Consider the following 21,221-nt stretch of genomic DNA (forward strand, 5'->3'; position numbering starts at 1 on the left):
GCCCCGGCACGCGGAGCCCGCCCCCTCACGTAGCGCTGCGCTCGCTCGCCTCGCGCAGATCGCGCTCCACGGCCCGGTGGTACGCGGAGTCCGCCTCCCCCGCCCCGGTGCCGGGCCGCCCCACCCGTAGCAGCTCACGCCATCGTTCCTGGCTCCAGTCCGCCGGGGCTGTGGTGCGGATGAATTCCTCCACCAAGGCACGGAAGCGTGCGGGATCGCTGTGGAAGGGGAAGTGGCCGGCGCCCTCGAAGATCTCCAGGCGGCTGCCGGGCATCGCCGCGTGCGCGCCGTACGCGTGCCGGACCGGCACAACGCTGTCGCGCGATCCCCACAGCAGCAGTGTGGGCATGCCCTCCGCCAGATAGCAGCGGTCGAGCATGGTCACCACCTGGCCCCGCCAGTCGACCACCGCCCGCAGGGTGCTGATGAACGCGCTGCGCGACGTGTGGTCGGGGAGGGCGTCCACGAGGTTGAGCAGCTCTGCGGCATCCTGCCCCAGGTCGGTGTCGAGCAGCTTTATCAGCCGGCTGAAGAGGCCGACCTGGCTGCGCATGCCGGGCAGGCGCAGCGAGGACAGCATCAGGTCTGCACCCGGCAGCGACACCGCTCGCAGGACAGGGTTCACCTCGCGCCCCACGCCGCCCGCGCTTACCAGGATCAGGCGGTCGGTGCGCTCGGGGAACTGGTACGCAAACTGCATGGCCACGCCGCCGCCGAATGAGTGACCGACCAGGGTGGCACGCTCGATGCCCAGCACCCCCAGCAAATCACGCATGCCGTTCGCGTATGCCGCCACCGAGTAGTCGGCCCGCGGCTTGTCGGAAGCGCCGTGGCCCAGGAGGTCGGGGGCGATTACCGTGTGGTTGCGGGCCAGATCGGGGATCAGATCCGCCCAGGTCGCGGAGGAGTCGCCGATGCCGTGGATGAGCAGGATCGCCGGTCCGTCCCCGGCAATCCGGTACGCGCGGCGGTAACCGTGCACCACGTGGTGCCGCAGCGGTACTTCCTGTCTGGACACCGAGCGCAGGCGGCTCGCTCGGGGCGGCCTCGCTTCAGGTTCTGGGGCGCCGACCACAGGCTCTTCTCCCGTCTGCTTCTCCCCGCTTCCTCCTCGATCGTAGGAGCTCCGGCGCACAGGGGATTTCCGGGACGTTTCAGGCAGGGCTCCACTGCTCGGAGAATCCGACCGGAAAGCGGAAGGACTCCCGCCGAATCGGCATGGAACCACCTGTCCGCGAATTCCGTTGCCGACGCGCTGGAGAGCGCGGGCCGGCCACAAGGCATGCTTCGAGCCTGTCGCCGGTGCGGGCGGTATCGGCTTCCGTATCATCACGCGGACCCCGTTCTCACTGCTCCACCTGGGCGGCGTCCCGAGCCCGTACGTCCCTCTCCAGCTGGTCGTCGACGCCCTGTGCCGCACCGAACGCCGCGTCGACTGGCTCGTCATGCCACGCCCGGACGAGCCTGAGGTGTCCGTCGACTGCCTCACCGGCCCCGACGGCCGGGTCAGGACGGCCGGGGGACGGACAAAGAACGGACGCCGGCGCGGCTTCACACTCGACCCGTCATCGATCGGTCCGGCCCGCCGCATTGCGGAGGCCTTCGGACTGGATCACCTGACGAACATTCAATTTCCATCTGCATGAGGGGGAACCTGTCCTGCTGTACGTCAACACCCGCCCCGTAGGCGGCCTCCACCAGCTCTCCCGGTGCGGCTTGAACGCCCCCTGGGCGGCCGTGCGAATCGCCCTCGGCGCGGAGCCCGGAAATCTCGAACCACGATTCCTCAGCACGGAGTACGCGGTGGTGGCAGGACCCCGCCCGCTCCAGCCGGTACTGCCGGTGCCACACCAGCGGACCGACTCCCCCGTCCCGGCCCCGGCTCCTCCGCCCATACACACCGCACCGACCGAACCCCAGAACGCCGACGCTGTTCTGCCGATCAGCTGAGAGACGGCCGACGCCGAGCGAGGACTGCGCGTTGACGCCGTGGCCGGTCACGCGCGGTGCCGCCGCCGTATGCGAGGCGGAAGACCATCGAGCAGCGCCGTCCGTTAGGCTCCCCGTGCCTTGATCACTGCTGCACAGAGACCCGCATGACCTTGAATCCGGTACCCGTCGACCGTGAGTCTGCTGCCGGCGTCGTCCTGCTGGCCGGCATTCCCGGGAGCGGGAAGACCACGGTGGCTGCTGCACTCGCCGCGCGACTTCCGGCGTCCGCCCATGTCGAGGTGGACGCCCTCCGGCAGATGATCATCAGCGGTGGCCAGTGGCCCTCGTCGACGCCGAACGCAGAGGCCGACCGGCAGATCTTTCTGCGGGCTCGCCGTGCCTGTCTTCTGGCGGACAGTTTCGTGCGGGCGCGGTTCGTCCCCGTGCTCGATGATGTCGTGGTCCGCCGTGCCCACTTCGACTTCTACCGCACCATGTTGACGGCCGAGCCGCTCCATGTCGTCTTTCTGGCTCCCGGCCCGGCGACTGCATGGCAGCGCAACCAGGCGAGGGACAAGGCGTTGACCACGGACTGGTCGCCCCTGGACAAGGCGATGCGCGCGGAGCTCGGACGGGTGGGGACGTGGATCGACAACTCGGCGCAGACGGTCGAGGAAACGGGTGAGGCAATCCTCGCAGTGACCGGTCTGTCTCCCCGACAACCTCCCGCTGAACCGCTCGCCCCTGTTCTGCGCCCGGTGTGACTCCTCCCGCGAGAAGCCGATCGGCCGCGTCAGCCATGCCGATGCGGTCGGGCACCGGAATTAAGACCCAGGGTGTCGACCTCGTCGGCAGCTCCTCGGGTCCACGGCCATCAAGACCAGCGAGGTCCCTCTCCAACAGTGGTTACAGCGGCGACGAGGCGCTGCAAGTGCTGGACGGGGTCCTGCGGAATGGGGTCGGTCAGGGCGGCTGTTGCCGCAACGGGCTCGTCGGCTTGGAACAGCGCGGCAGCCCGAGTGGACCACGCGGTCGTCGCGGGTCCGCGCACGCTGCGCCCGGGGGCAGTGCCGCAGGAACGGACGGACTCCCCCGCTCCGTCGCCACGGCAGCGACCGCCGCTGTGTCCCCTGAAGTTCCCCCGCGGCATTTCGGCGGGGATACCACAGGGGCTTCCCCCAGGGGATCACTGGGGGAAGCCCCCCAGTGAAGTCGGGGATTAACCCGGTCGCTCGGAGGACGTCCGGTCCATAGGTTCTGGGGTGGAATCGAAACACCGTTCCAGCAGCCTACGGAGGCCCCTCGTGACCGCCCCTTCGCACCCGCAGACGCGCACTCTGCATCCGCTCGTCGCAGCCTTCGTGCGGTTCGTCGTGTGCGGTGGCGGTGTCGGACTGGCGTCCAGCGGGGTACTCGTCCTGCTCAACGACCGGATACCGATGGCCGTTGCCAACGCGCTGGTCACCGTCGCCTCGACGGTCATCGCCACCGAATTGCACGCTCGGGTCTCCTTCCGGAGCGGGCGGAAGGGGTGGGGGGTCCATCTTCAGTCCGGGGTGACCGTCGCCGTGAGCTATGCGTTCACGACGGGGGCGCTGTTCTGCCTGTACGCCGTCCGGCCAGAGCCCTCCTCCCTGGTCGAACAGACGGTCTATCTGTCGGCTTCCGCTCTGGCGGGGATCGGACGGTTCGCGCTACTGCGAGTCGTCGTCTTCGCCGACCGGACCCCCACGCCCGATGCCTCACTCAGCAAGGACGCAGTGGCGATCGCTGCGTGAGGTCGCCGCCTCGGGAATTCGTAAAGTGAGTCGCTGCGCAATGGACTCCCGACCCACGACCTTCGCTGCCCACTCGGCCTCCGCATGCCGTCCGGTGCGGCGGACACCTCCGTATGCGCCTCTTCTGTACGTCGTGATGGCGTGGGCCGTTCCACAGCGGCCGTTTCGGACTGCCGGGGCGGCTTCTTGACGCGCCTACGGCATGTCGTCTGCGCGCCACCCTCCTGGCTTTCCAGCGCAGTTCGGGATCGAGTGCGTACGCAGCCCGCCCTCCAGTGCGCAGCACTGGCAGTTTCCTTGTGCCGCCCGAACCCCGGCACGCGGACGCTGCTCTGCCGATCAGCCGAGAGACGGCCGGCGCCGACGGAGTCTGCGCGTCGACGTCGTGGCCGGTCCGCCTCCCCGACAACCTCGTTCTGAACCTGTTCGGCGTTCCGCGTGAGTCCTTCCGCGGAAGCCGATCGGCCGCGTCAGCCGTGCCGATGCGGTAGCACACCGGATGTTCGGAGCCATGCGATGCCGAAGCAGATGAAGCCGACGCGGACGAGTACGGAGCGAACCACCGCGCCTCACTCTCATCAGCCCGGCAAGATCACCATCCGCCACCGCACCCCTCCGCGATCCAGCCCCTCTGGCTGCCACGACGATCGCAAACCAGTCACGGAAAGTGACATTGCCTCGTCAATCGACTGCACTAGGGGTGTGAATAGTCAGATATAAGGAGTATGTCGTAGTCACTTTCAGTGCTGACGGACAGCTACGGTGGCGGGCGTCGCGCCGACCGGGCATCGGCGCATACCTGGCCCTCCCGCCAGGTACATGTCTGGCCCTTCGACTACCCGAAAGGAAAGAGCGTGAACGCTCGCTTTGGCGTGAGCCGGGGAAAGGCGCTTACCGTCGCAGCACTGGCCGCGATCGTCGCCTCGACCATCTCAGGATCGGCGTCTGCTCTCGTGGACGGAACCCCAGCACGCTCGGAACACTGGGGCGTGATCGCCCGTAACACGATCGGCTCACCCGTCGCCGACCTGCGGGACGGCCCGTACGGCTCGTTCGGCGTGACGGGGTCCGATGCCAGACCCCCGTATGGACAGGGCAGCCTTGGGATCGAGGTGGCGGGTCCGTCCACCCCAACCGCCACTGACGCCGAGAAAGTCGATTTCGGCAACGAGGTCGACTTCTACGGCGATCCGGTACTGGGTCTGACGAAGCTCGGCTTCCGCGTCTTCCAAACCGGTGAGAACCAAAGCCCCGGGGCGGACAACCTGCCGGCCATCAGGTTCGAGATCGATCCGAATGTGACCTCGAACCCGAGCAACTACGCGTCGCTTGTGTGGGTGCCGGCTGCGCTCACGGCGACAAACAAATGGAGCCCGTACATCGATGCCACCTCAACCGGCCGCTGGTTCCTTACGGGCGCCTGGGGCGCCTGCGACCAGAGCCACCCCGCGTGCACCTTCGCGGATGTGAAGAACTTCCTCAACGACGGCGGCCAGGCACCGACCATCTATACCGTCGCGGTGGGCAAGGGTCGCGACCACGCGTGGGTCGGCGCGGTCGACGGTCTCCGGATCAACAATTACGTCTACGACTTCGAGGCCGACGGAGTCAAGCCTCGTCGCGTCCTCTGACGCGAGCCGGCCAAGCCTTGATCCACTGACCAGCGCCTGGTGGACAGGGTCTCGAGAAACGAGGAAGTGCCTTGCCACCTGCGCGGACGGGAGTTCTTCGGGCTTCCGGCAACGCGCAATCGGCAAGGCACTTCCGAGAGGCACGTTTTGCCTGCGCGGGCGGGGATATCCGCCGCGGTCGATGACGCGCATTCGATCGCGTATGCCGGACCGGTCCAGTGATGCGGCCGGCCGAGCTACGCGGGCTTTCGCACCCGGTGGCCGGGAGAGGGTGCGCGCCAAGGGTTGGTTCGTTGGTACGCCTACGGCAAGAGTTCCGGCATCCAGTGTCTACCCATGAGTAACTGCCGCTGATTTGATGTGTGTTGCCTGTTCCACCCCCACATCAGCAGAAGCAGGAGACCCCGTGCCGCCCACCGCGCTCCGTCGCACCCCCGGCGTGACTCTCACCGCCGCGCTCGTCGCCGTCACACTGTCCGCATACGCTCCTCAGGCATCGGCGGCCGACACCCCGTCGCTGCGGGTTCTGACGTACAACACATTCTTGATGAGCAAGACGCTCTACCCGAATTGGGGGCAGGGCCACCGGGCGGCGGAGATACCGAAGGCATCCTTCTTCCAGGACAATGACGTCGTGGTGCTCCAGGAGGCGTTCGACAACTCGGCCTCCGATGCGCTGGCACAGAACGCGTCCGCTCAATACCCGTACCGAACACCGGTGGTGGGCAGGAGCAGGAGCGGCTGGGACGCCACGGGGGGTGCCTACTCGGCTGTCACTCCGGAAGACGGTGGTGTCACCGTACTGAGCAAGTGGCCGATCGTCCGTAAGGAACAGTTCATCTACAAGGACGCCTGCGGCAGCGACTGGTGGTCCAACAAGGGCTTCGTCTATGCCGAACTGAACGTCAACGGCACCATGGTGCACGTGGTGGGCACCCACGCACAGTCGACCGACTCCGGATGCGGTTCGGGTGAGGCGGCGCAGATACGAAGTCGGCAGTTCAAGCAGATCGACGCCTTCCTCGACGCCAAGAACATTCCCGCGTCCGAACAGGTCATCGTGGCAGGCGACATGAACGTCGGCTCCCGCTCCCCCGAGTACGCCTCGATGCTCGCCGATGCGGGACTGACCGGAGCCGATGTCCGCACCGGGCACCCGTACTCCTTCGACACCCGGGACAACTCGATCGCGTCCTACCGCTACCCCGACGATCCCCGTGAGGACCTCGACTACGTCCTTCACCGCGTCGGGCACGCACAGCCTGCCGGATGGACGAACGAGGTGGTCAAGGAGCAGAGCGCGCCCTGGACCGTCTCCAGCTGGGGCACGGACTACACGTACACGAACCTCTCCGACCACTACCCGCTGATCGGTTCCGCCGGACCCTGACCAGCGAGAAGTCGACCCTTCGAAGCCGAACAGCCTGCCGCGCAGGTCACAGGGGAGCCGGACGTGGACCGTCTCGGTGCGCGGGTGACGGGGCCGCCGGCCCGGACCGGCGGCCCGCAGCGGCGCCACCGTCACCGCCGCCGCCTACCGCCCTTGCCCCCTCCGCCTCGCCGACGCCGCTCATGGCCGCGGCCGAGACGCACAGCCGGCTGCCGGCGGGCCTGCTCGGCGACCGCCTTCAGGTCCGCCAGGCCCGACCGGTCGGGGTGACCGGATGCGAGAGCGGCCTCAAGTGCCTCACGGGCAGAGAGTCCCTGGCCTCCCAGAATGTCGAGAAAGCCCTCGGGGCCCGCTGACTCCAGGAGCTGGAGCAGACTCTCGGCGACCATGACGAGGCTCTCGGGCTCATTGAGGTCCTCGGCACCGAGGACCTCCCGACGCACCAGGATGCTCAGGGCAGTGGGGCCGAGGAGCGGGTCGCCGCGCAGGCCGCGCAGCAGGGCCTCGCCGCCCGGGTACGCGTCGACCAGTGTGTCCAGCAGGGCTTCGGCGCGGGTACGGAACGGGGTCGCACGCACCGCGTCGGTCAGCTTCTCCAGCGCCTCGGCCGGGCTCGCCTGGGCGGCGATCCAGGCAGCGAGTTCGGTGCGGGCGGCGTCCGGGTCGTAGTGCTCGGCGATGACGCCGAGGAGTCCGGCGGCGGGGGCGTGGGCGAGTTCACCGACGCGCGGGGCATCACGCCCCTCGGCGAGCAGCCGACGGCGTACGGAGTCGTGGCCGAGGGCGGTGAGACGGATCAACTCGACGGGTCCGTCGGTCAGTTCCGCCCGCCGCTCCTTGCTCCGCTCTTCGGCATCCTCGCTCTCCCCGTGTCCACCGGCGACTACGCCGAAGAGCTCGGCGAGCTCCGGCGGCATCCCGGCGGGCGGCAGCACGGCCTCCTCGAGCGGTATGTCGAGGAAGACCGGGTCGGCCATACCCTCGTGCCGCTTGATCGCGCCCAGGTCCTCCAGCACGTCCAGTGCGGTGCGCAGATCACGGTCCGCATGTCCGAGTTCCCTCTGCCAGGCGTAGCGCCCGGTCAGGTCGTTCTCGGCGCGGTAGCACAGGTGCATCGAGTCGCGCAGCCGGGGCCAGGGCATGGCGTGCGACAGGCTGTAGAGGGTGTTGAGGACATCCGGGACGGCGTCCTCGAAGCTGTCGAAGAGCATCGACTCGACATGTCGGCCGCTGCGGGTGCCCAGGAGTGGCACCCGCAGTTCGGGGAAGGTCTCGAAGGCGCGCCGCCACAGCGCGAGCGGGTCCTTCAACAGGGGCTGCGCCTTGGCGACCGCGTACAGCCGCCCCTTGACCACCCGTACCAGCCGGGCCTTCTTCGCCCATTCGACCGCAAGCCCCAGCCGCGGCAACTGCGTCGACGAGCGCACCGTATCCACCGCGTCGCCTGTCCCCAGCTCGGCGACGAGGGCTCGCGCGTCCGCCATTCGCAGGTTGCCTGTCGCGGTGAGCGCGCGCCCCTCAGGGCCCGCCCAGTCGGCGATCCCTCGCAGCCACCGCAGCGCGCGGGACGTCTCGGCACGTGCCCGCAGCTCCTTCTCCGCGGGCAGCAGGACCGGCAGCTGCGGTTCGGCGCGTGCTACTTCTGCCGGGCCGCGCGTGAGGTGGTTGCGCAGCACCTCGTCCAGTACGTCCTGGTCGTACGGCACCTCGCCTTGCTGAGCCTGCTCCACGAAGCTTTCAAGCGCTGCCGGATCCTGGACATCGACCCCCTGCTCGGCTGCGGTGACCGCCCAGAACTTCGCCATTCCCCAGCGGCCGCGGTCAGCCATGGCGGGGGCGTACTTCGGTGTGAGGGTCTCGATCGCAGCAAGGTTGTCGGCCGACGAGGCCCCGCGCGGGTCGCTGAGGCCCATCGCGTCGAGGTAGCGCAGCAGGGCTGCGAGCGTGCCGGGCGCATCCGCCGGGTCCTCGCCGGGCAGCACCGTGACCGTGCGCGGCAGCCAGTCCAGCAGATACTCCTCGACATGCCGGGGCTCCCACAGCCCCAGCCGCCCGTCGCAGGTACCTCGGTGGCGATAATCGAGCGCCGTCTCGACGAAGAACGGGTCCACGCTCTCGCCCCGCTCGCGGGCCCACTGACCCATCCGGCGGATCAGCAGCGAACGCGCTGCCTCGTATTCCTCGGTCTCTTCGGGCGCGAAGAACATCCTCATCAAACCGGCCCTGCCTGTCCTGTCGTACGGCCGCCGTCCCCAGCATGCCGGCGGCCCTCGGGCCCGGTGGAGATCGCGGTTCCGCGGGACCAGGCGGTCACTATTGAACCGTAACCGTTCCGCCGACGGCAGCAGAGGCTGAAGTTGTGGGACGAGATGATTCTGTCGCTGGTGGCAACGGTCCTCGTCGGGTTCAGGGGTGCTGTGAAAAGTGCCGGAAAGCGGGAGCGAGGGCTTGGCCCCGGGTGATGTCGTACCGCTACCCCGACGACCCCCGCGAGGACCTCGACTACGTCCTCCACCGCGCCGGGCACGCGAAGCCGGCCGGTTGGACGAACAAGGTGGTCTAGCAGCAGAGCGTGCCCTGGACCGTCGCCGGCTGGACGGACTACACGTACACGAATCGCTCCGACCATTACCCGCTGGTCGGTTTCGCGTGCCGGTCATGGCCGCTCGTTGATGACGGCGGACGTGACAGTGGCTCGCCGTGGATGGCGAGCCTGTCGTCCCTCGTGGCCACCGCCCGGTGGCCCTCAGGTGTGCCGTCTCGACCGCAGCCATGGTGCGGGGGTGCGCCCGGGGGTCGGGGCGTGCCGTTGGTGACTGCGGGATCGGCTGTCGTGGGCAGGCCGGTCGCGTGGGACGCGGCCTGCGGTGGTTCTCGTCCGGTCGGCCCGATTCGGGGGCTTGCTGACCGGGGTGGTGCGTCGGGCCGGATCAGTAGGCCGAGTTGACGTTGTCGATCGAGCCGTAGCGGTGCGCGGCGTAGTTCGCGGAGGCGGTGATGTTGGCGACCGGGTCGTAGATGTTCTGCGAGGTGCCGGGGACGTGGTACGCCTTGAAGGTGGGGTCGATGACCTGCATCAGGCCCTTGGAGGGGATGCCCTTCATGGCGTTGGAGTCCCAGTTGTTGATGGCCTGGGGGTTGCCGGAGGACTCGCGCATCAGGTTCTTGTGGATGCCCTCGTAGGTGGCCGGGATGCCCTGCTTGTGCAGGATCTCCAGCGACTGCTTGATCCAGGTGTCGACGTTGCCGCCGGACGGGGCGGGGGTGGCGGCCGAGGCGGCCGGGGCGCTGACGACGGTGCCGGCCATCACGGCGGCGCCGGCGGCGAGCATGCCCAGCGAGATCTTCTTCGTCTTGGTCATGCGGGCGAACTTCTTCGGCATCGCGGCGAACTGCACGTGGTAATTCCTGTTCTGTCGGGGGGTGATGCCAAGAATTGTTAATCACGAAGGAATGCCGGGTCAATGACCCCCTCTTACTATGGGAATTAGTATCGGGTGTCTGAAATGATCCGGGGACGCTGAAGAGGGCGGGGAACGGGGCCCTCGTGTCTACTATTCGGCTTCATAGTGACGCGGGCCATATGGCTCACCCCACACACCAAATACCCCAAAACGGCACAAGAGTGACGCAGGTCATGTGACCTGTGTCATATGGAAGGCACCTAATTCACTCACCGTAATACGGGGAAAGCATTGCGTATTGATGCAGGGTGGCAGATTATGAGCGCGCGTCCACAAGGAATCCCGCACGGTGTGCGCCCGGTCCACCAATAACACGCAACCCCAAAATGGGCGCGCGCCGCCGTCGGCACAGCAGGGCTGATTCTGCACCGCATGACCGCTTGAATGGGCAGGCCGCGGGCAAGCCCACAACGTGCGCGGCTGGGCAGGCCCCGACCCGGGTGGCCAAGTGGCGCTGGAGGAAGTTCAGCGATCGCCGGGAAGCCGGATCCCGGCAGAGCAGGGAGACCGGACCGGCTGGGCAAGGCTGCGACCGACGACCGTCCTACGGCACGCAGGCCGCGGCAAGGCCACGGCGCACGAAGATGATCTTGGTGAATCGACCGACTATGCCGTCGTACGCCTGCGAATCGCTTCCTTGTCCTCTTCGGGCAGCGCGTCGGCGACCAGCAGCCCCGGCAGGAGTTCCGGTTCGCGTGTCATCGCGCGGAAGGCGAGGGCGACGGTCACATCATGGTCGGGCCGGTGCATGATCTCGACCGGGTCGCCGGCGCGAATGGTGCCCGGCTCGATGACCCGCAGATACGCGCCCGGCAACGCGGCCTGCGTGAACCTCTTGATCCAGCCGTCGCGCTCCAGCCACCCCTGGAACGTCGCGCAGGGGATCCGGGCACACGACACCTCGAGGACGACCTCCGGTCCGATGCGCCACCGCTCACCGATGAGCGCACCGTTGACGTCGAGGCCGGCGGTCGTGAGGTTCTCCCCGAAGACACCGTTGGCCAGCGGCCTGCCCAGCTCGGTCTCCCAGCCGTCGAGGTCCTCACGGGCGTAGGCGTAGACGGCCTGGTCGGAACCACCGTGGTGCTTCACGTCATAGACACGGTCACCCGCGAGGCCGACCGCACCGGTGCCCTTGGGGCCCGGGGCAGTGACGGCGACCGGACCGCGAACAGGCCGCTTGTCGATCCCTGTCGCGCTGAGCCCCTTCCACGGATTGGATCGGGGCTTGCCCACATTGACGGAGAGCAGCTTCATGCGGGCGATAGTACGGTCCACAACGCGCGGCGGCAGACCCATTTTCTCGTCAACCCTTTGGGGTCGATCAGCTACTTTCTGTATGCACACCGTGACCAACTGTTGCCAAGAGGCGCGCGACCAGAGGGTTTTGGTCGTTCTTGCGCCATGCGACGGCGACGCGCGTGCGGGCGTCGCCGGGCTCGATTCCGCGGAAGGCGACGCCTTTGAGGCGGATGCGCCGGATACTCGCCGGGGCCAGTGACACACCCAGGCCGGTCTCGACCACGGCGCAGACGGTCTGCCATTCCACCGCTCGCTGGGTCACATGGGGCGTGAAGCCTGCCTCGGCGCACAGGCCGGTGATCCGGTCGTGCAACTGCGGGCCGACCTCCCGGGGCAGCAGCACAAAGGGTGAGTCCGCCAACTGGCCAAGTGGGACGGTCCGTTGGGCGGCAAGGGGGTGTTCGGCCGGCAGGACCGCCACGAAGGGCTCGGACAGCACGGTCTTGAAGGCGAGCTCCGTTTCATCGGCGGAGGGCTCGCGCAGCAGGCCGATGTCGATGGTGCCGTCGTGCAGGGCAGCGACCTGCGGCGCACTGGTCATCTCGTGGATGTCCAGATGCACATCGGGGTACCGGTCCCGGAAGGTGCGCAGCATGCCGGGCAGCACGGTCAGGGCGAGGGAGGCGGCGAAGCCGATCCGCAGACGGCCGGCCCGGCCGCTGCCGACAGCCCGGGCCGCGCTCAGGCCGTCGGCGAGGTCGGTGAGGGCCCGCCGGGCGGCGGGCAGGAGTTCGCGGCCGGCCCCGGTGAGGGTGACACGTCCTGGTTCACGGAGGAACAAGGAGTGGCCGACCTTGTCTTCGAGGCGGCGGATCTGCTGGCTCAGCGGCGGCTGGGCGATGCCCAGGCGGGCGGCCGCGTGGCCGAAGTGGAGTTCCTCGGCGAGCACGTGAACGCGTGCAGTTGCGGGAGGGGAAGTTCGGGGCGCTCCATACGCCTAGAGATATCAGGTGATGCCTGTGGCTGTATTAGACGTATCCGTGCCGGCCGCTTAGCGTTCGGCGCATGAGAGAGCGACGTGCGATCCTCAGCGGCTCGACGTTCGAGGAGCAGATCGGTTACGCCCGTGCCGTGGTCGACGGCGACTGGGTCCATGTGTCCGGGACGACCGGGTTCGACTACGCCACCATGACGATCTCGGACGATGTGGTGGAACAGGCCGAGCAGTGTCTGCGCAACATCGAGGCCGCTCTGGCCGAGGCCAAGTGCACGTTCGGCGACGTGGTGCGGGTGCGCTACATGCTGCCCGACCGTGAGGACTTCGAGCGCTGCTGGCCGGTCCTGCGCCGCTGTTTCGGCGAAGTCCGGCCGGCCGCGACGATGCTCATGTGTGGCCTCTCGGACCCCCGGATGAAGATCGAGATCGAGGTGTACGCGCGGCAGGCCATGGCGTGAACGGCCCGCACGATCGGACCGGGGGAACCCGGGCGGCTTACCCGATGGCGGGTGGCGCGATCTGCCGCGTACCGATCGGCGTCCGCCTACGCCCCGGCGTCCCCCGGCCTGACCAGCCCCCACGGCACGGAACGACACCCGGTGCTCCGGTCTGGAGCATTCACCGGGATGGGCCGGCTCCGCGCCAGGGCGTGGGGAGTGTGTACTCCCATCCGGGCTGCCACGGGGAGGATGCCTCGACGAGGGCCGGCCAGCGGGCGCCGGTGAGCAGGCAGTCCAGCGCCCAGCGGTTCGCCGAGTGTGCGATCACGAGGACGCGACTTCCGTCCCGGTCAGCGGCAAGGTCGCGCAGGAAGTCCTCTGTGGCGGCCTGGACGTCACGGTAGCTCTGCCCGCCGGGGAAGGGCTCATCGATGCGCCGGGCCCGCTGGGCCTGGATGAGGGCCATCGGCCGGCCGTTGAGTGCCCCGTAGTTGCATTCACGCAGGCGGACGTCCTGGTGGACGGGCAGCGAGGTGTCGGCGAAGGCGATCCGAGCGGTTTCCACGGCACGGTCCAGGTCGGAGGTGAAGACTGCGGCGATGCCGTCGTCCCGGCGGCGACGGCCGAGTTCGCGTGCCTGTGCGCGGCCCGTCGCCGAGAGCGTGCCCGGCAGCCACCCGGTCGCGATCCTCGCCTCGTTGTCGGCCGTGGTGGCGTGTGTCTCATAGACGATCTGGATGGACATGTACGGACTCCGTCGAGGTCAGGCGGATGCGCCGCCGTGACGGCGAACTCCGTGAAGGACCCGTCGGCTGGTACGGGACACCGACGAGGCGTTGGACCCATTCTTCGCGCCCCCCAGAGGCCGAGGCCTACTTCGCAGACAATCAGGTACGGCGCGCCGGGGCCTCGCAGACGGCACTGCGCGCCGCGCACGCCCGCACCCCTGAACTGAGCCACCCGAAGGAGCCCTCCATGGGCCATGCCCTTCCGCCGTTCCGCCTCCTGCCCGGCACGCACACGTCACCGGTCCTGCTGCACGTACCGCACTCGGCACGTACCGTCCCCGATCACATACGCGCCGGAATCGAGCTGGACGACGATGCGCTGAATCTCGAACTCGACCACATCACGGATTCCCATACCGCCGAACTGGCCTCCGCAGCCGCCGCAGCCGCCCCGGTCACCCCCTGGCGATTCGTCAACGGCCTGTCGCGACTCGTCGTCGACCCCGAACGGTTCCCCGACGAACGCGAGGAGATGCTGGCCGTCGGCATGGGCGCGGTCTACACACAGACCTCGCACCGCGAGCTGCTGCGCTCATCGGACCTGGATCCGCAGCCGTTGATCGACCGCTACTTCCACCCGTATGCGGCAGCGATGACGGCCGCCGTCGACGAACGCCTGGCAGCCACCGGACGCGCCGTCATCATCGACATCCACTCCTATCCCACGGCGCCACTCCCGTACGAACTCCACGGCTCCGGCCCGCGCCCACCGATCTGCCTCGGCACCGACACCTTCCACACCCCGCCGGACCTGCTCGCCCAGGCCGAGGAGGCCTTCGCCGGATTCGGGGGCACGGGCATCAACAGCCCCTTCGCCGGTACATACGTGCCGCTGAAGCACTACGGCGCGGACCCGCGAGTCAGCGCGCTGATGATCGAGATCCGCCGAGACGTGTACATGTCCGAGCCAGGCGGCCCTGCGGGGCGCGGACTGACCGAGGTGGCTGCGGCACTGGCCGGGCTCGTCGACATGGTCTCGAACCCGGACGGGGGAAGGGTCACCCGTGACGACGCGGTTCGAAGCTGCAGCCTTCCCTCGACGTCCGAGGAGTGCCTGGACAGCCAGGGCCCGAGCTGCACCTTGTGAAAGTTTGCCCATGAATCGTCGGATTTCTTGATCTCAACTTGCGCCGATTACCTACCCCCAAGTAACTACATGGTCCATGAAGCTTTTCAGCCGCAGCTCCACGCCCCCACACCCAGTGGCACCCGCCGCTCCGCCGGCCCCCACTGCTGTCGTGGTGCCGGATCCTGCCCTGGCAGCTCTCACCGGAGAGTGGACGATCGACCCCGCGCACAGCAGGATCGGGTTCTCCGTGCGGCACGCCATGGTGACAACGGTGCGCGGCTCCTTCGCGGAGTACGAGAGCCGCCTCTATTTCGACGGCCGGAACCCGGCTCGCTCCCGGGCGGAAATCTCGCTGTTCACCGCCAGCGTGGACACCGGAGTGGAGCAACGCGACGCCCACCTGGTGGGCCGTGACTTCCTGGACGCCGCGCGGCATCCGCGGATGACCTTCACGAGTACCGCCGTTCACCTCACGGCCAAGGACGTGTACCGCATGACCGGCGACCTCACCATCAGGGGAACGACCCGCCCCATGGCTCTGGACCTCACCTACATAGGTCACGTCACCGACCCGTTCGGCTACGAACGGGTCGGCTTCGACGGCACCACCACGATCAACCGTTCCGACTGGGGCCTGACCTACAACGCCAGGCTGGCCGAGGGCGGGGCCATGGTGAGCGAGAGGCTCCGCCTTCAGTTCGACATCGCGGCCATCCGCTCCGACCCTTCCGACTGACCTGCTCCCACGTGGCGGGAAGGCGTTGCTCAGTGTTCTAACCCGACTCCCGCTCCGCTTCCTCGGCTACCCGCTTGATGTTCGCCAAACGACGGTCCCAGTCGGCCGCCAGCGCGGCCATCCACCGCGCCGTCGCGTTCAGCGCCGCAGGCCGCACCTCGTACCGCACCTCGCGTCCGACCCGACCGCCGGAAACCAGTCCGGCGGCGTCCAGGACGGCGAGGTGTTTGACCACCGCCTGCCGCGAGACGGGAAGCTGTTCGGCGAGGGTCGTCGCGGTGGACTCGCCCTGCACGCCGAGCAGATCGAGCAGCCGGCGCCGCGTCGGGTCGGCCAGCGCTCCGAAGACGCTGTCGACCGCTTCGTCGGTGCGGCGACCGTCGTCCGTCACGCGGACGACTCTTCGGCGCGCGCCTTGAGCGCGTCGAGCTCCTGGGGCCAGCCGCCGGTGTTGTCCTTCACCGCCCTGCCGCGCAGTTCCTCGGACCCGGCCAGCGTTGCGAACCCGCTCTCGACGACGCGGAGCCGCGTCTTGTCGCCTTCCGGGGTCAGCGTGAACTCCACCAGGGTGCTGTTGTCCTCCCGCAGTTCTTCTCCGGGGAACGCACTGGCCCAGCGGTACGCGAGGTAGGTCGGCGGCTCGACCTTCTCGACACGTACCGGGAAGTCGCCGTACTCGGCGTTCTTCGCCACCATCGAGGCGCCTTCTTCGGCCACGGTGCCGGGCAGGCTCGCCTTGTCGGCCACCCAGAAGCCGGGTTCGGCGACCAGCGTCCAGACCCGCGCCAGAGGTGCCTCGATCAGGGTTTCGCGTTCGATCCTGTCCTCGCTCATGGGGACTCCTTCGTCGGTGTCATTGGGTGCAACTACAGAGTTGCACATCACTCCCTCAGGAGCAACCAAATGGTTGCACTTCGGCGTGTCGCTCTCGGCGGAGTTCCTCGCTCGGAGGGCGACCGGGCTCGGCGGACGGGCGGTCCCTGCGTGCGGTCGCGCCAGGTCACACCCCCGCCGGGACCCGGACCGTCACGTGATCGACGACGAAGCCCGCCCGGCAGCGGCTCTCATGGACGGCCGGGTTCCGGCCCGGTCCAGCCCGCCACGCCGACACAGGCCTCATTCCCCTCGGCGTCGGCCAGCACCCAGTGCGACGGCGCATGCGCGTCCGTCACCAGTCGTCCGCCGGCGGCGATCGCGGCTGCGATGCGCGCCTCGGCCTGGTCATGGGGAACCCAGACGTCGATGTGGACCCGGTTGCGCTGCGGTCGCTGCGTGTCCATCTGCTGGAAGTAGAACGGCGCTCCACGGCGCTGCGGGTCGATCAGGTCCTCGGGGCTGTTGGCACGGTCCTCGTAGCCGAGCAGGGCGCGCCAGAACGGGATCACCGCACGGCCGACGAGGGCGTCGACGGTGACCTGGACGGTCTGCACGACGGACGGGGCGGCGACGGCACCCAGCTCGCGCGCCACCGCAGAGATCTGCCGGGCCATTTCCGCGTCCTGCTCGGTCAGGCCGTAGTAGTCCTGCGTGACCGTGATCAGTCGTACCGTCAGGCCCTCATGCCGCAGGTCGATGTCGGGGGGACATTCCCCGGCCCCCGTCAGCTCGCTGATCGCCTGCACGAACCCGGCACTGGCGGCGAGTGAACCGGTACGGAAGTACGCACACGCCCCCTCGCCCAGCACGCGCCAGTCCTCCAGACCGGCGGTTTCGTGAAACTGCTGCGGTCGCATCCGCCCGGTCACGTCCTCAACGTGGGTCATGCGCTCAACCTAGTACGCCGGAACGACAGTTGACCTGGGTCGCTGATCGCTTCGGCACGGTTGAGCAGCTCCCGGCGGGTGCACGACGACAGCGCCCGACGGGAGGCCGTAAAGGCATTCCCATGTTCACAAGAGCGAAATCGCAACTACATCCGGGCAGGCCTGCGGCGGAAAAGTCGATCGGATCCCCCACGGAAGGACACCGCGGAATCAATGAGTCGAGGCGGCACATCCCGCGCGTCCCTTCGTTTAACGCTCCGCAACCTCTGAAAAACCTCAGATTCGTTCCTGAGTGACGTTGAACACTGCCAAGATCTCATGATTCCCGGATGATGGAGCGTCGAGCCGTGCTCACGGTGACGACCGCCCGGCCGTCTGCGGCCGGGATGCCCACCTTCCCCTCACGAAGGCGAATCCTCTCTATGAGTGACCGCACCACAGCGGCCGAAACGCTCGCTGTCGCCCCACCGGCGGCGGGCTCGCACCATGTGGACGCCGGCGATGCCGGTTACAGCAAGGACCTCAAGTCCCGCCACATCAACATGATCGCCATCGGCGGCGCGATCGGCACAGGGCTGTTCCTGGGCGCGGGCGGCCGACTGGCCGGAGCGGGGCCTTCGCTCGCCATTGCCTATGCGGTCTGTGGTGTCTTCGCCTTCTTCGTCGTGCGCGCGCTCGGCGAACTGGTCCTCTACCGGCCGTCCTCCGGCGCCTTCGTCTCGTATGCCCGTGAGTTCATGGGCGAGAAGGGCGCCTTCGCGGCCGGCTGGCTGTACTTCCTCAACTGGGCGACCACCGCCGTCGCCGACATCACGGCGGCTGCCACGTACGCGCACTTCTGGGGCATGTTCAGCGACATCCCGCAGTGGATCCTCGCGCTGATCGCCCTCGCCGTCGTTCTCACGGCCAACCTGATCTCGGTCAAGTACTTCGGCGAGATGGAGTTCTGGTTCGCCATCATCAAGGTCGGCGCCCTGGTCGCGTTCATGCTGATCGGTATCTACCTGGTCGTCACCCAGCATCCCGTCGACGGTCACACCCCCGGCTTCTCCACGATCACCGACAGCGGTGGCATCTTCCCCGTCGGCATGCTCCCGATGCTGCTGGTGATCCAGGGTGTCGTCTTCGCGTACGCCTCCGTCGAGCTGTGCGGCGTGGCCGCCGGTGAGACGAAGAACCCCGAGAAGATCATGCCCAAGGCCATCAACTCGATCATGTGGCGCGTCGGTCTCTTCTACGTCGGCTCCGTGGTGCTGCTCGCCCTGCTGCTGCCGTACACCTCGTACTCGGGGGACGAGAGTCCGTTCGTGACCGTCATGGACAAGCTCGGAATCCCGGGCGCGGCCGGCGTGATGAACCTCGTCGTGCTGACCGCGGCGCTCTCCAGCCTGAACTCCGGGCTGTACTCCACGGGCCGCATCCTGCGCTCGATGGCACTGTCGGGTTCCGCGCCCAAGTTCACCGGCCTGATGAACAAGGGCCAGGTGCCGTACGGCGGCATCCTGCTCACCGCCGGGTTCGGCGTCCTCGGCGTCGGGCTCAACTACATCATGCCGGGCGAGGCGTTCGAGATCGTCCTCAACTTCGCGTCGATCGGCATCCTCGGCACCTGGGGCATGATCATGCTCTGCTCGCTGATGTTCTGGCACCGATCACGCGACGGCCGGGTCACCCGCCCCTCGTACCAACTGCCCTGGGCTCCGTACACGCAGATCGTCACGCTGGCGTTCCTCGCCACGGTCGTGTTCCTGATGTGGTGGGGCGGCGGAGTGGGCCGTACGACCGTGATGTGCCTGCCGCTGATCGCGGCGGCACTGGTCGGTGGCTGGTTCGTGGTCCGGCGACGGGTGAACGACCTGGCGCAGGAACGCGAGGACGCCTGAGGTCCTCGGTACCGGCGACGGCCCTCGCGGAAGGCTCCCTTCCGCGGGGGCCGTTCCCGTGCCACCCGGCCACCGGGCCGGGCGGGGCCGCCGCCCGGATCGTGTCGTCCGGACCGACTGTGACGTCCCGGGATCTCTGTCGACCTGGGGCACCGGGCAGGCTCTGACTGTCACCGCCCCGCCCGCAGGTTCGGACCGGCCCCTGGGCGGAGGGCTGGGTGGCCATACTGTGTGCATGAATTCCGGGGTACTTGCAGCGATCCTTTACTGCCTGCAGTTCAGCCGCGAACTGGGCAATGAGGAGGTCGAGCGCATCAGTCGCATGATCCTGGAGCAGCCGTTCTACGACCTCACCACGGAAGAGCAGTACGCAGCGATCGAGGCGGCACTCGCCGTGGACGCCTGGGAGAAGGACCTGTCCTGGCAGCCGCATGACGCGCCGTCGGTCCGGAACTTCCTGCGGCGTCTGCTGGAACGTCTGGACGCCCTGCGGCCATGGCAGGAGCCGCCGTTCCGCAGCCTTGGGCTCGGGGCCGCTGGGAGGAGTTCAAGCACGGGGCACTGCTGGCCCACGTACGGCTGTACTCCCCAGCGCAGGACCAGATGCGCGCGCGTCTGCGCACCGTGCCCGGGGACGAGCACCGGCTGCGGGGACTGGTGCTGCGTCTGCGGTCCGGGGACGAAGTCGCCCTGGTGGCACCGCCGCTGCCGAACGGAGACGACGCGGTGCTGATGGCGGTGCGACCGCACCGGCCCGCGCTGAAGGTGATCGAGGCGTTCCTGACCCATACGGGGTATCCGCGTGGGCGGGTGTCCCCGGCGGGCCGGCGGCGGTGGGGAAGGCGGAGCGGTGGAACGCTGCCTCCGGGGCTGCGGGGCTGAACGAGCGAGCCGGCCCGGCGACGGCCCGCATGCTGGGAAGAGCCGGGCTCGGGGCTGTTGCCCCGAGCCCGGCACCCGCCGCTGTGCGACTACAGGTTCCGCACCCGGATGTTGCGGAACTCGATCAGGTCGTTGTTGCTGTGGTTCTGCAACCCCACGTACCCGCTGAGGAACTGACGCAGGTCCGTGGGCGGGTCACCCGCCCGAGACGACGACTTGCCGGGCGTGTTGTCGAACTCGTTGATCACCACGCCGTTGCGGATGATCGTGTAGTGCTGCCCGACCGCGCGGATCTCGTAGTCGTTCCACTGGCCCTTCGGGGTCACCCCCGCCTTGTCCAGGCCCACCGGCTTGAAGTTGTACACCGAACCGGTCTTCTGGACCTCGCCCGTGGTCCCGTCGTAGATCTGGATCTCCTGACCGCAGTAGATCGCGAGCCACTCGGGGGCGGTGCGAGCCGAACCGACCGTCCCGCAACTGCCGGCCGGACGGTCGGCCAGCGGCGTCCGCGGGTCCGGGAACCGGATGAGGACACCGCTGTTGGCGTTGCCGGTACCCGGAGCCATGTCCCGGAACTGGAGCCTGACCGAGAAGTCCCCGAGCTCCTGCTTGGCGTACCACAGCATGCCCAGGCCGCCTGAGCTGCGGATGGTGCCGTCGGGCTGGAGGGAGAATTTCCCGGGGCCGGCCTGCCGCCAGTCGGCGAGGCTCGCCGCGGTCCCGTCGAAGACGGGCCGGTACCCGGCGACCTTGCCGATCTCGCTCTGCGCCGCCGCCTTGCTGATCGCCGCCGACTCGCGGTTGTCGAGGACGTCCTCCTTGCGGAGGTCGTTGACCACGGCGTTGACGTGGCTGACGAACTCGCCGTGGTTCGGCCAGGACGCCTCGTCGTCGATCAGGTCGTTGACGGTGCAGCCGCCGCCCGCGCGGTGGTTGGCCACGCCGGTGTCGGTGTCGAGCAGCTTGACGGTCGGACGGGCGTCGGGCGCGGGGCAGCCGGCCTTGGCGTCGAACGTCGCGGTGGCTTTCTCGCCGTCGGCGTAGGTGACCGTCAACTTCGCGTGGTACGTGCCGTAGTCGGCGTAGGTGTGCGTGGGGTCGGCCTCGTGCGACGGCGCGCTGCCGTCACCGAAGTCCCACTCCCAGGCCACGCCGCCGACCTTGGCACCGGAGAACGCCACCGTCTTGGGCTTGCTCTGGGTGATGACGCGCGCCCCGGCATCCTG

18 protein-coding genes and 4 pseudogenes are annotated in these 21,221 nt (G+C 68.4%); 11 read left to right on the plus strand and 11 right to left on the minus strand.

Going from position 1 to position 21,221, the window contains the following annotated elements; all coding sequences use genetic code 11:
* Positions 1 to 25 precede the first annotated feature (25 nt).
* Positions 26 to 1,018, minus strand: coding sequence for an alpha/beta fold hydrolase (locus OG878_RS06950; protein WP_328885955.1), 993 nt, complete (start codon positions 1,016 to 1,018; stop codon positions 26 to 28).
* 220 nt (positions 1,019 to 1,238) lie between these two features.
* Between OG878_RS06950 and OG878_RS06955 the strand changes: the two are divergent.
* From OG878_RS06955 to sph, 5 genes and pseudogenes are all read left to right on the plus strand, one after another.
* Positions 1,239 to 1,950: pseudogene (locus OG878_RS06955) on the plus strand (ATP-grasp domain-containing protein); the annotation flags it as partial.
* A gap of 146 nt (positions 1,951 to 2,096) precedes the next feature.
* Positions 2,097 to 2,696, plus strand: coding sequence for an AAA family ATPase (locus OG878_RS06960; protein WP_328885956.1), 600 nt, complete (start codon positions 2,097 to 2,099; stop codon positions 2,694 to 2,696).
* Between the two features lie 540 nt (positions 2,697 to 3,236).
* Positions 3,237 to 3,710, plus strand: coding sequence for a hypothetical protein (locus OG878_RS06965; RefSeq protein WP_328885957.1), 474 nt, complete (start codon positions 3,237 to 3,239; stop codon positions 3,708 to 3,710).
* Between the two features lie 854 nt (positions 3,711 to 4,564).
* Positions 4,565 to 5,341 carry a hypothetical protein gene (locus OG878_RS06970; protein ID WP_328885958.1) on the plus strand — a complete coding sequence of 259 codons (777 nt, stop codon included), beginning with the start codon at positions 4,565 to 4,567 and terminating at the stop codon, positions 5,339 to 5,341.
* A gap of 406 nt (positions 5,342 to 5,747) precedes the next feature.
* Positions 5,748 to 6,731: a sphingomyelin phosphodiesterase gene (gene sph / locus OG878_RS06975; RefSeq protein WP_328885959.1), complete on the plus strand. Its 984-nt coding sequence runs from the start codon at positions 5,748 to 5,750 to the stop codon at positions 6,729 to 6,731.
* Between the two features lie 131 nt (positions 6,732 to 6,862).
* Here the strand turns inward: sph and OG878_RS06980 are convergent, their stop codons facing one another.
* Positions 6,863 to 8,944 (minus strand): hypothetical protein, encoded by a 2,082-nt coding sequence (locus tag OG878_RS06980; RefSeq protein ID WP_328885960.1) that lies wholly within the window; start codon positions 8,942 to 8,944, stop codon positions 6,863 to 6,865.
* A 245-nt stretch (positions 8,945 to 9,189) separates the two neighbouring features.
* Between OG878_RS06980 and OG878_RS06985 the strand changes: the two are divergent.
* A pseudogene (locus tag OG878_RS06985) lies at positions 9,190 to 9,375 on the plus strand (sphingomyelin phosphodiesterase); the annotation flags it as partial.
* Between the two features lie 286 nt (positions 9,376 to 9,661).
* On the opposite strand, the gene OG878_RS06990 reads toward OG878_RS06985, so the two are convergent.
* From OG878_RS06990 to OG878_RS07000, 3 genes and pseudogenes are all read right to left on the minus strand, one after another.
* Positions 9,662 to 10,114, minus strand: a complete 453-nt coding sequence (locus OG878_RS06990) for a transglycosylase SLT domain-containing protein (RefSeq protein WP_443049242.1) — start codon at positions 10,112 to 10,114, stop codon at positions 9,662 to 9,664.
* Between the two features lie 687 nt (positions 10,115 to 10,801).
* Positions 10,802 to 11,452, minus strand: a complete 651-nt coding sequence (locus tag OG878_RS06995) for an MOSC domain-containing protein (RefSeq protein WP_328885961.1) — start codon at positions 11,450 to 11,452, stop codon at positions 10,802 to 10,804.
* 67 nt (positions 11,453 to 11,519) lie between these two features.
* Positions 11,520 to 12,430 (minus strand): annotated as a pseudogene (locus OG878_RS07000) (LysR family transcriptional regulator).
* A gap of 72 nt (positions 12,431 to 12,502) precedes the next feature.
* On the opposite strand from OG878_RS07000, the gene OG878_RS07005 reads away from it, so the two are divergent.
* Positions 12,503 to 12,892: a RidA family protein gene (locus OG878_RS07005; protein ID WP_328885962.1), complete on the plus strand. Its 390-nt coding sequence runs from the start codon at positions 12,503 to 12,505 to the stop codon at positions 12,890 to 12,892.
* A 160-nt stretch (positions 12,893 to 13,052) separates the two neighbouring features.
* Here OG878_RS07005 and OG878_RS07010 read toward each other — a convergent pair whose 3' ends face one another.
* Complete coding sequence (locus OG878_RS07010) at positions 13,053 to 13,619, minus strand: histidine phosphatase family protein (protein WP_328885963.1); 567 nt, start codon at positions 13,617 to 13,619, stop codon at positions 13,053 to 13,055.
* A gap of 230 nt (positions 13,620 to 13,849) precedes the next feature.
* Here OG878_RS07010 and OG878_RS07015 point away from each other — a divergent pair, with 230 nt between their 5' ends.
* Positions 13,850 to 14,749 (plus strand): N-formylglutamate amidohydrolase, encoded by a 900-nt coding sequence (locus OG878_RS07015; RefSeq protein WP_328885964.1) that lies wholly within the window; start codon positions 13,850 to 13,852, stop codon positions 14,747 to 14,749.
* Between the two features lie 76 nt (positions 14,750 to 14,825).
* Complete coding sequence (locus OG878_RS07020; RefSeq protein ID WP_328885965.1) at positions 14,826 to 15,467, plus strand: YceI family protein; 642 nt, start codon at positions 14,826 to 14,828, stop codon at positions 15,465 to 15,467.
* A gap of 37 nt (positions 15,468 to 15,504) precedes the next feature.
* On the opposite strand, the gene OG878_RS07025 is transcribed toward OG878_RS07020, so the two are convergent.
* The 3 genes from OG878_RS07025 to OG878_RS07035 form a co-directional block, all read right to left on the minus strand.
* On the minus strand, positions 15,505 to 15,858 hold the full coding sequence (locus OG878_RS07025) for an ArsR/SmtB family transcription factor (protein ID WP_328885966.1): 354 nt from the start codon (positions 15,856 to 15,858) through the stop codon (positions 15,505 to 15,507).
* Positions 15,855 to 16,301 (minus strand): SRPBCC domain-containing protein, encoded by a 447-nt coding sequence (locus OG878_RS07030; protein ID WP_328885967.1) that lies wholly within the window; start codon positions 16,299 to 16,301, stop codon positions 15,855 to 15,857. The genes OG878_RS07025 and OG878_RS07030 overlap by 4 nt, the downstream gene beginning before the upstream one ends.
* A gap of 230 nt (positions 16,302 to 16,531) precedes the next feature.
* Positions 16,532 to 17,230 (minus strand): VOC family protein, encoded by a 699-nt coding sequence (locus OG878_RS07035; protein WP_328885968.1) that lies wholly within the window; start codon positions 17,228 to 17,230, stop codon positions 16,532 to 16,534.
* Between the two features lie 422 nt (positions 17,231 to 17,652).
* Here OG878_RS07035 and OG878_RS07040 point away from each other — a divergent pair, with 422 nt between their 5' ends.
* Positions 17,653 to 19,113 (plus strand): amino acid permease, encoded by a 1,461-nt coding sequence (locus tag OG878_RS07040; protein ID WP_328885969.1) that lies wholly within the window; start codon positions 17,653 to 17,655, stop codon positions 19,111 to 19,113.
* 495 nt (positions 19,114 to 19,608) lie between these two features.
* On the plus strand, positions 19,609 to 19,995 hold the full coding sequence (locus tag OG878_RS07045) for a hypothetical protein (RefSeq protein WP_328885970.1): 387 nt from the start codon (positions 19,609 to 19,611) through the stop codon (positions 19,993 to 19,995).
* An 89-nt stretch (positions 19,996 to 20,084) separates the two neighbouring features.
* Here OG878_RS07045 and OG878_RS07050 read toward each other — a convergent pair whose 3' ends face one another.
* Complete coding sequence (locus OG878_RS07050) at positions 20,085 to 20,936, minus strand: 3-keto-disaccharide hydrolase (protein WP_328891158.1); 852 nt, start codon at positions 20,934 to 20,936, stop codon at positions 20,085 to 20,087.
* 78 nt (positions 20,937 to 21,014) lie between these two features.
* Positions 21,015 to 21,218: pseudogene (locus tag OG878_RS07055) on the minus strand (PKD domain-containing protein); the annotation flags it as partial.
* Between the last annotated feature and the right edge of the window lie 3 nt (positions 21,219 to 21,221).

Source organism: Streptomyces sp. NBC_00316, from assembly GCF_036158715.1.
GTDB lineage: Bacteria > Actinomycetota > Actinomycetes > Streptomycetales > Streptomycetaceae > Streptomyces.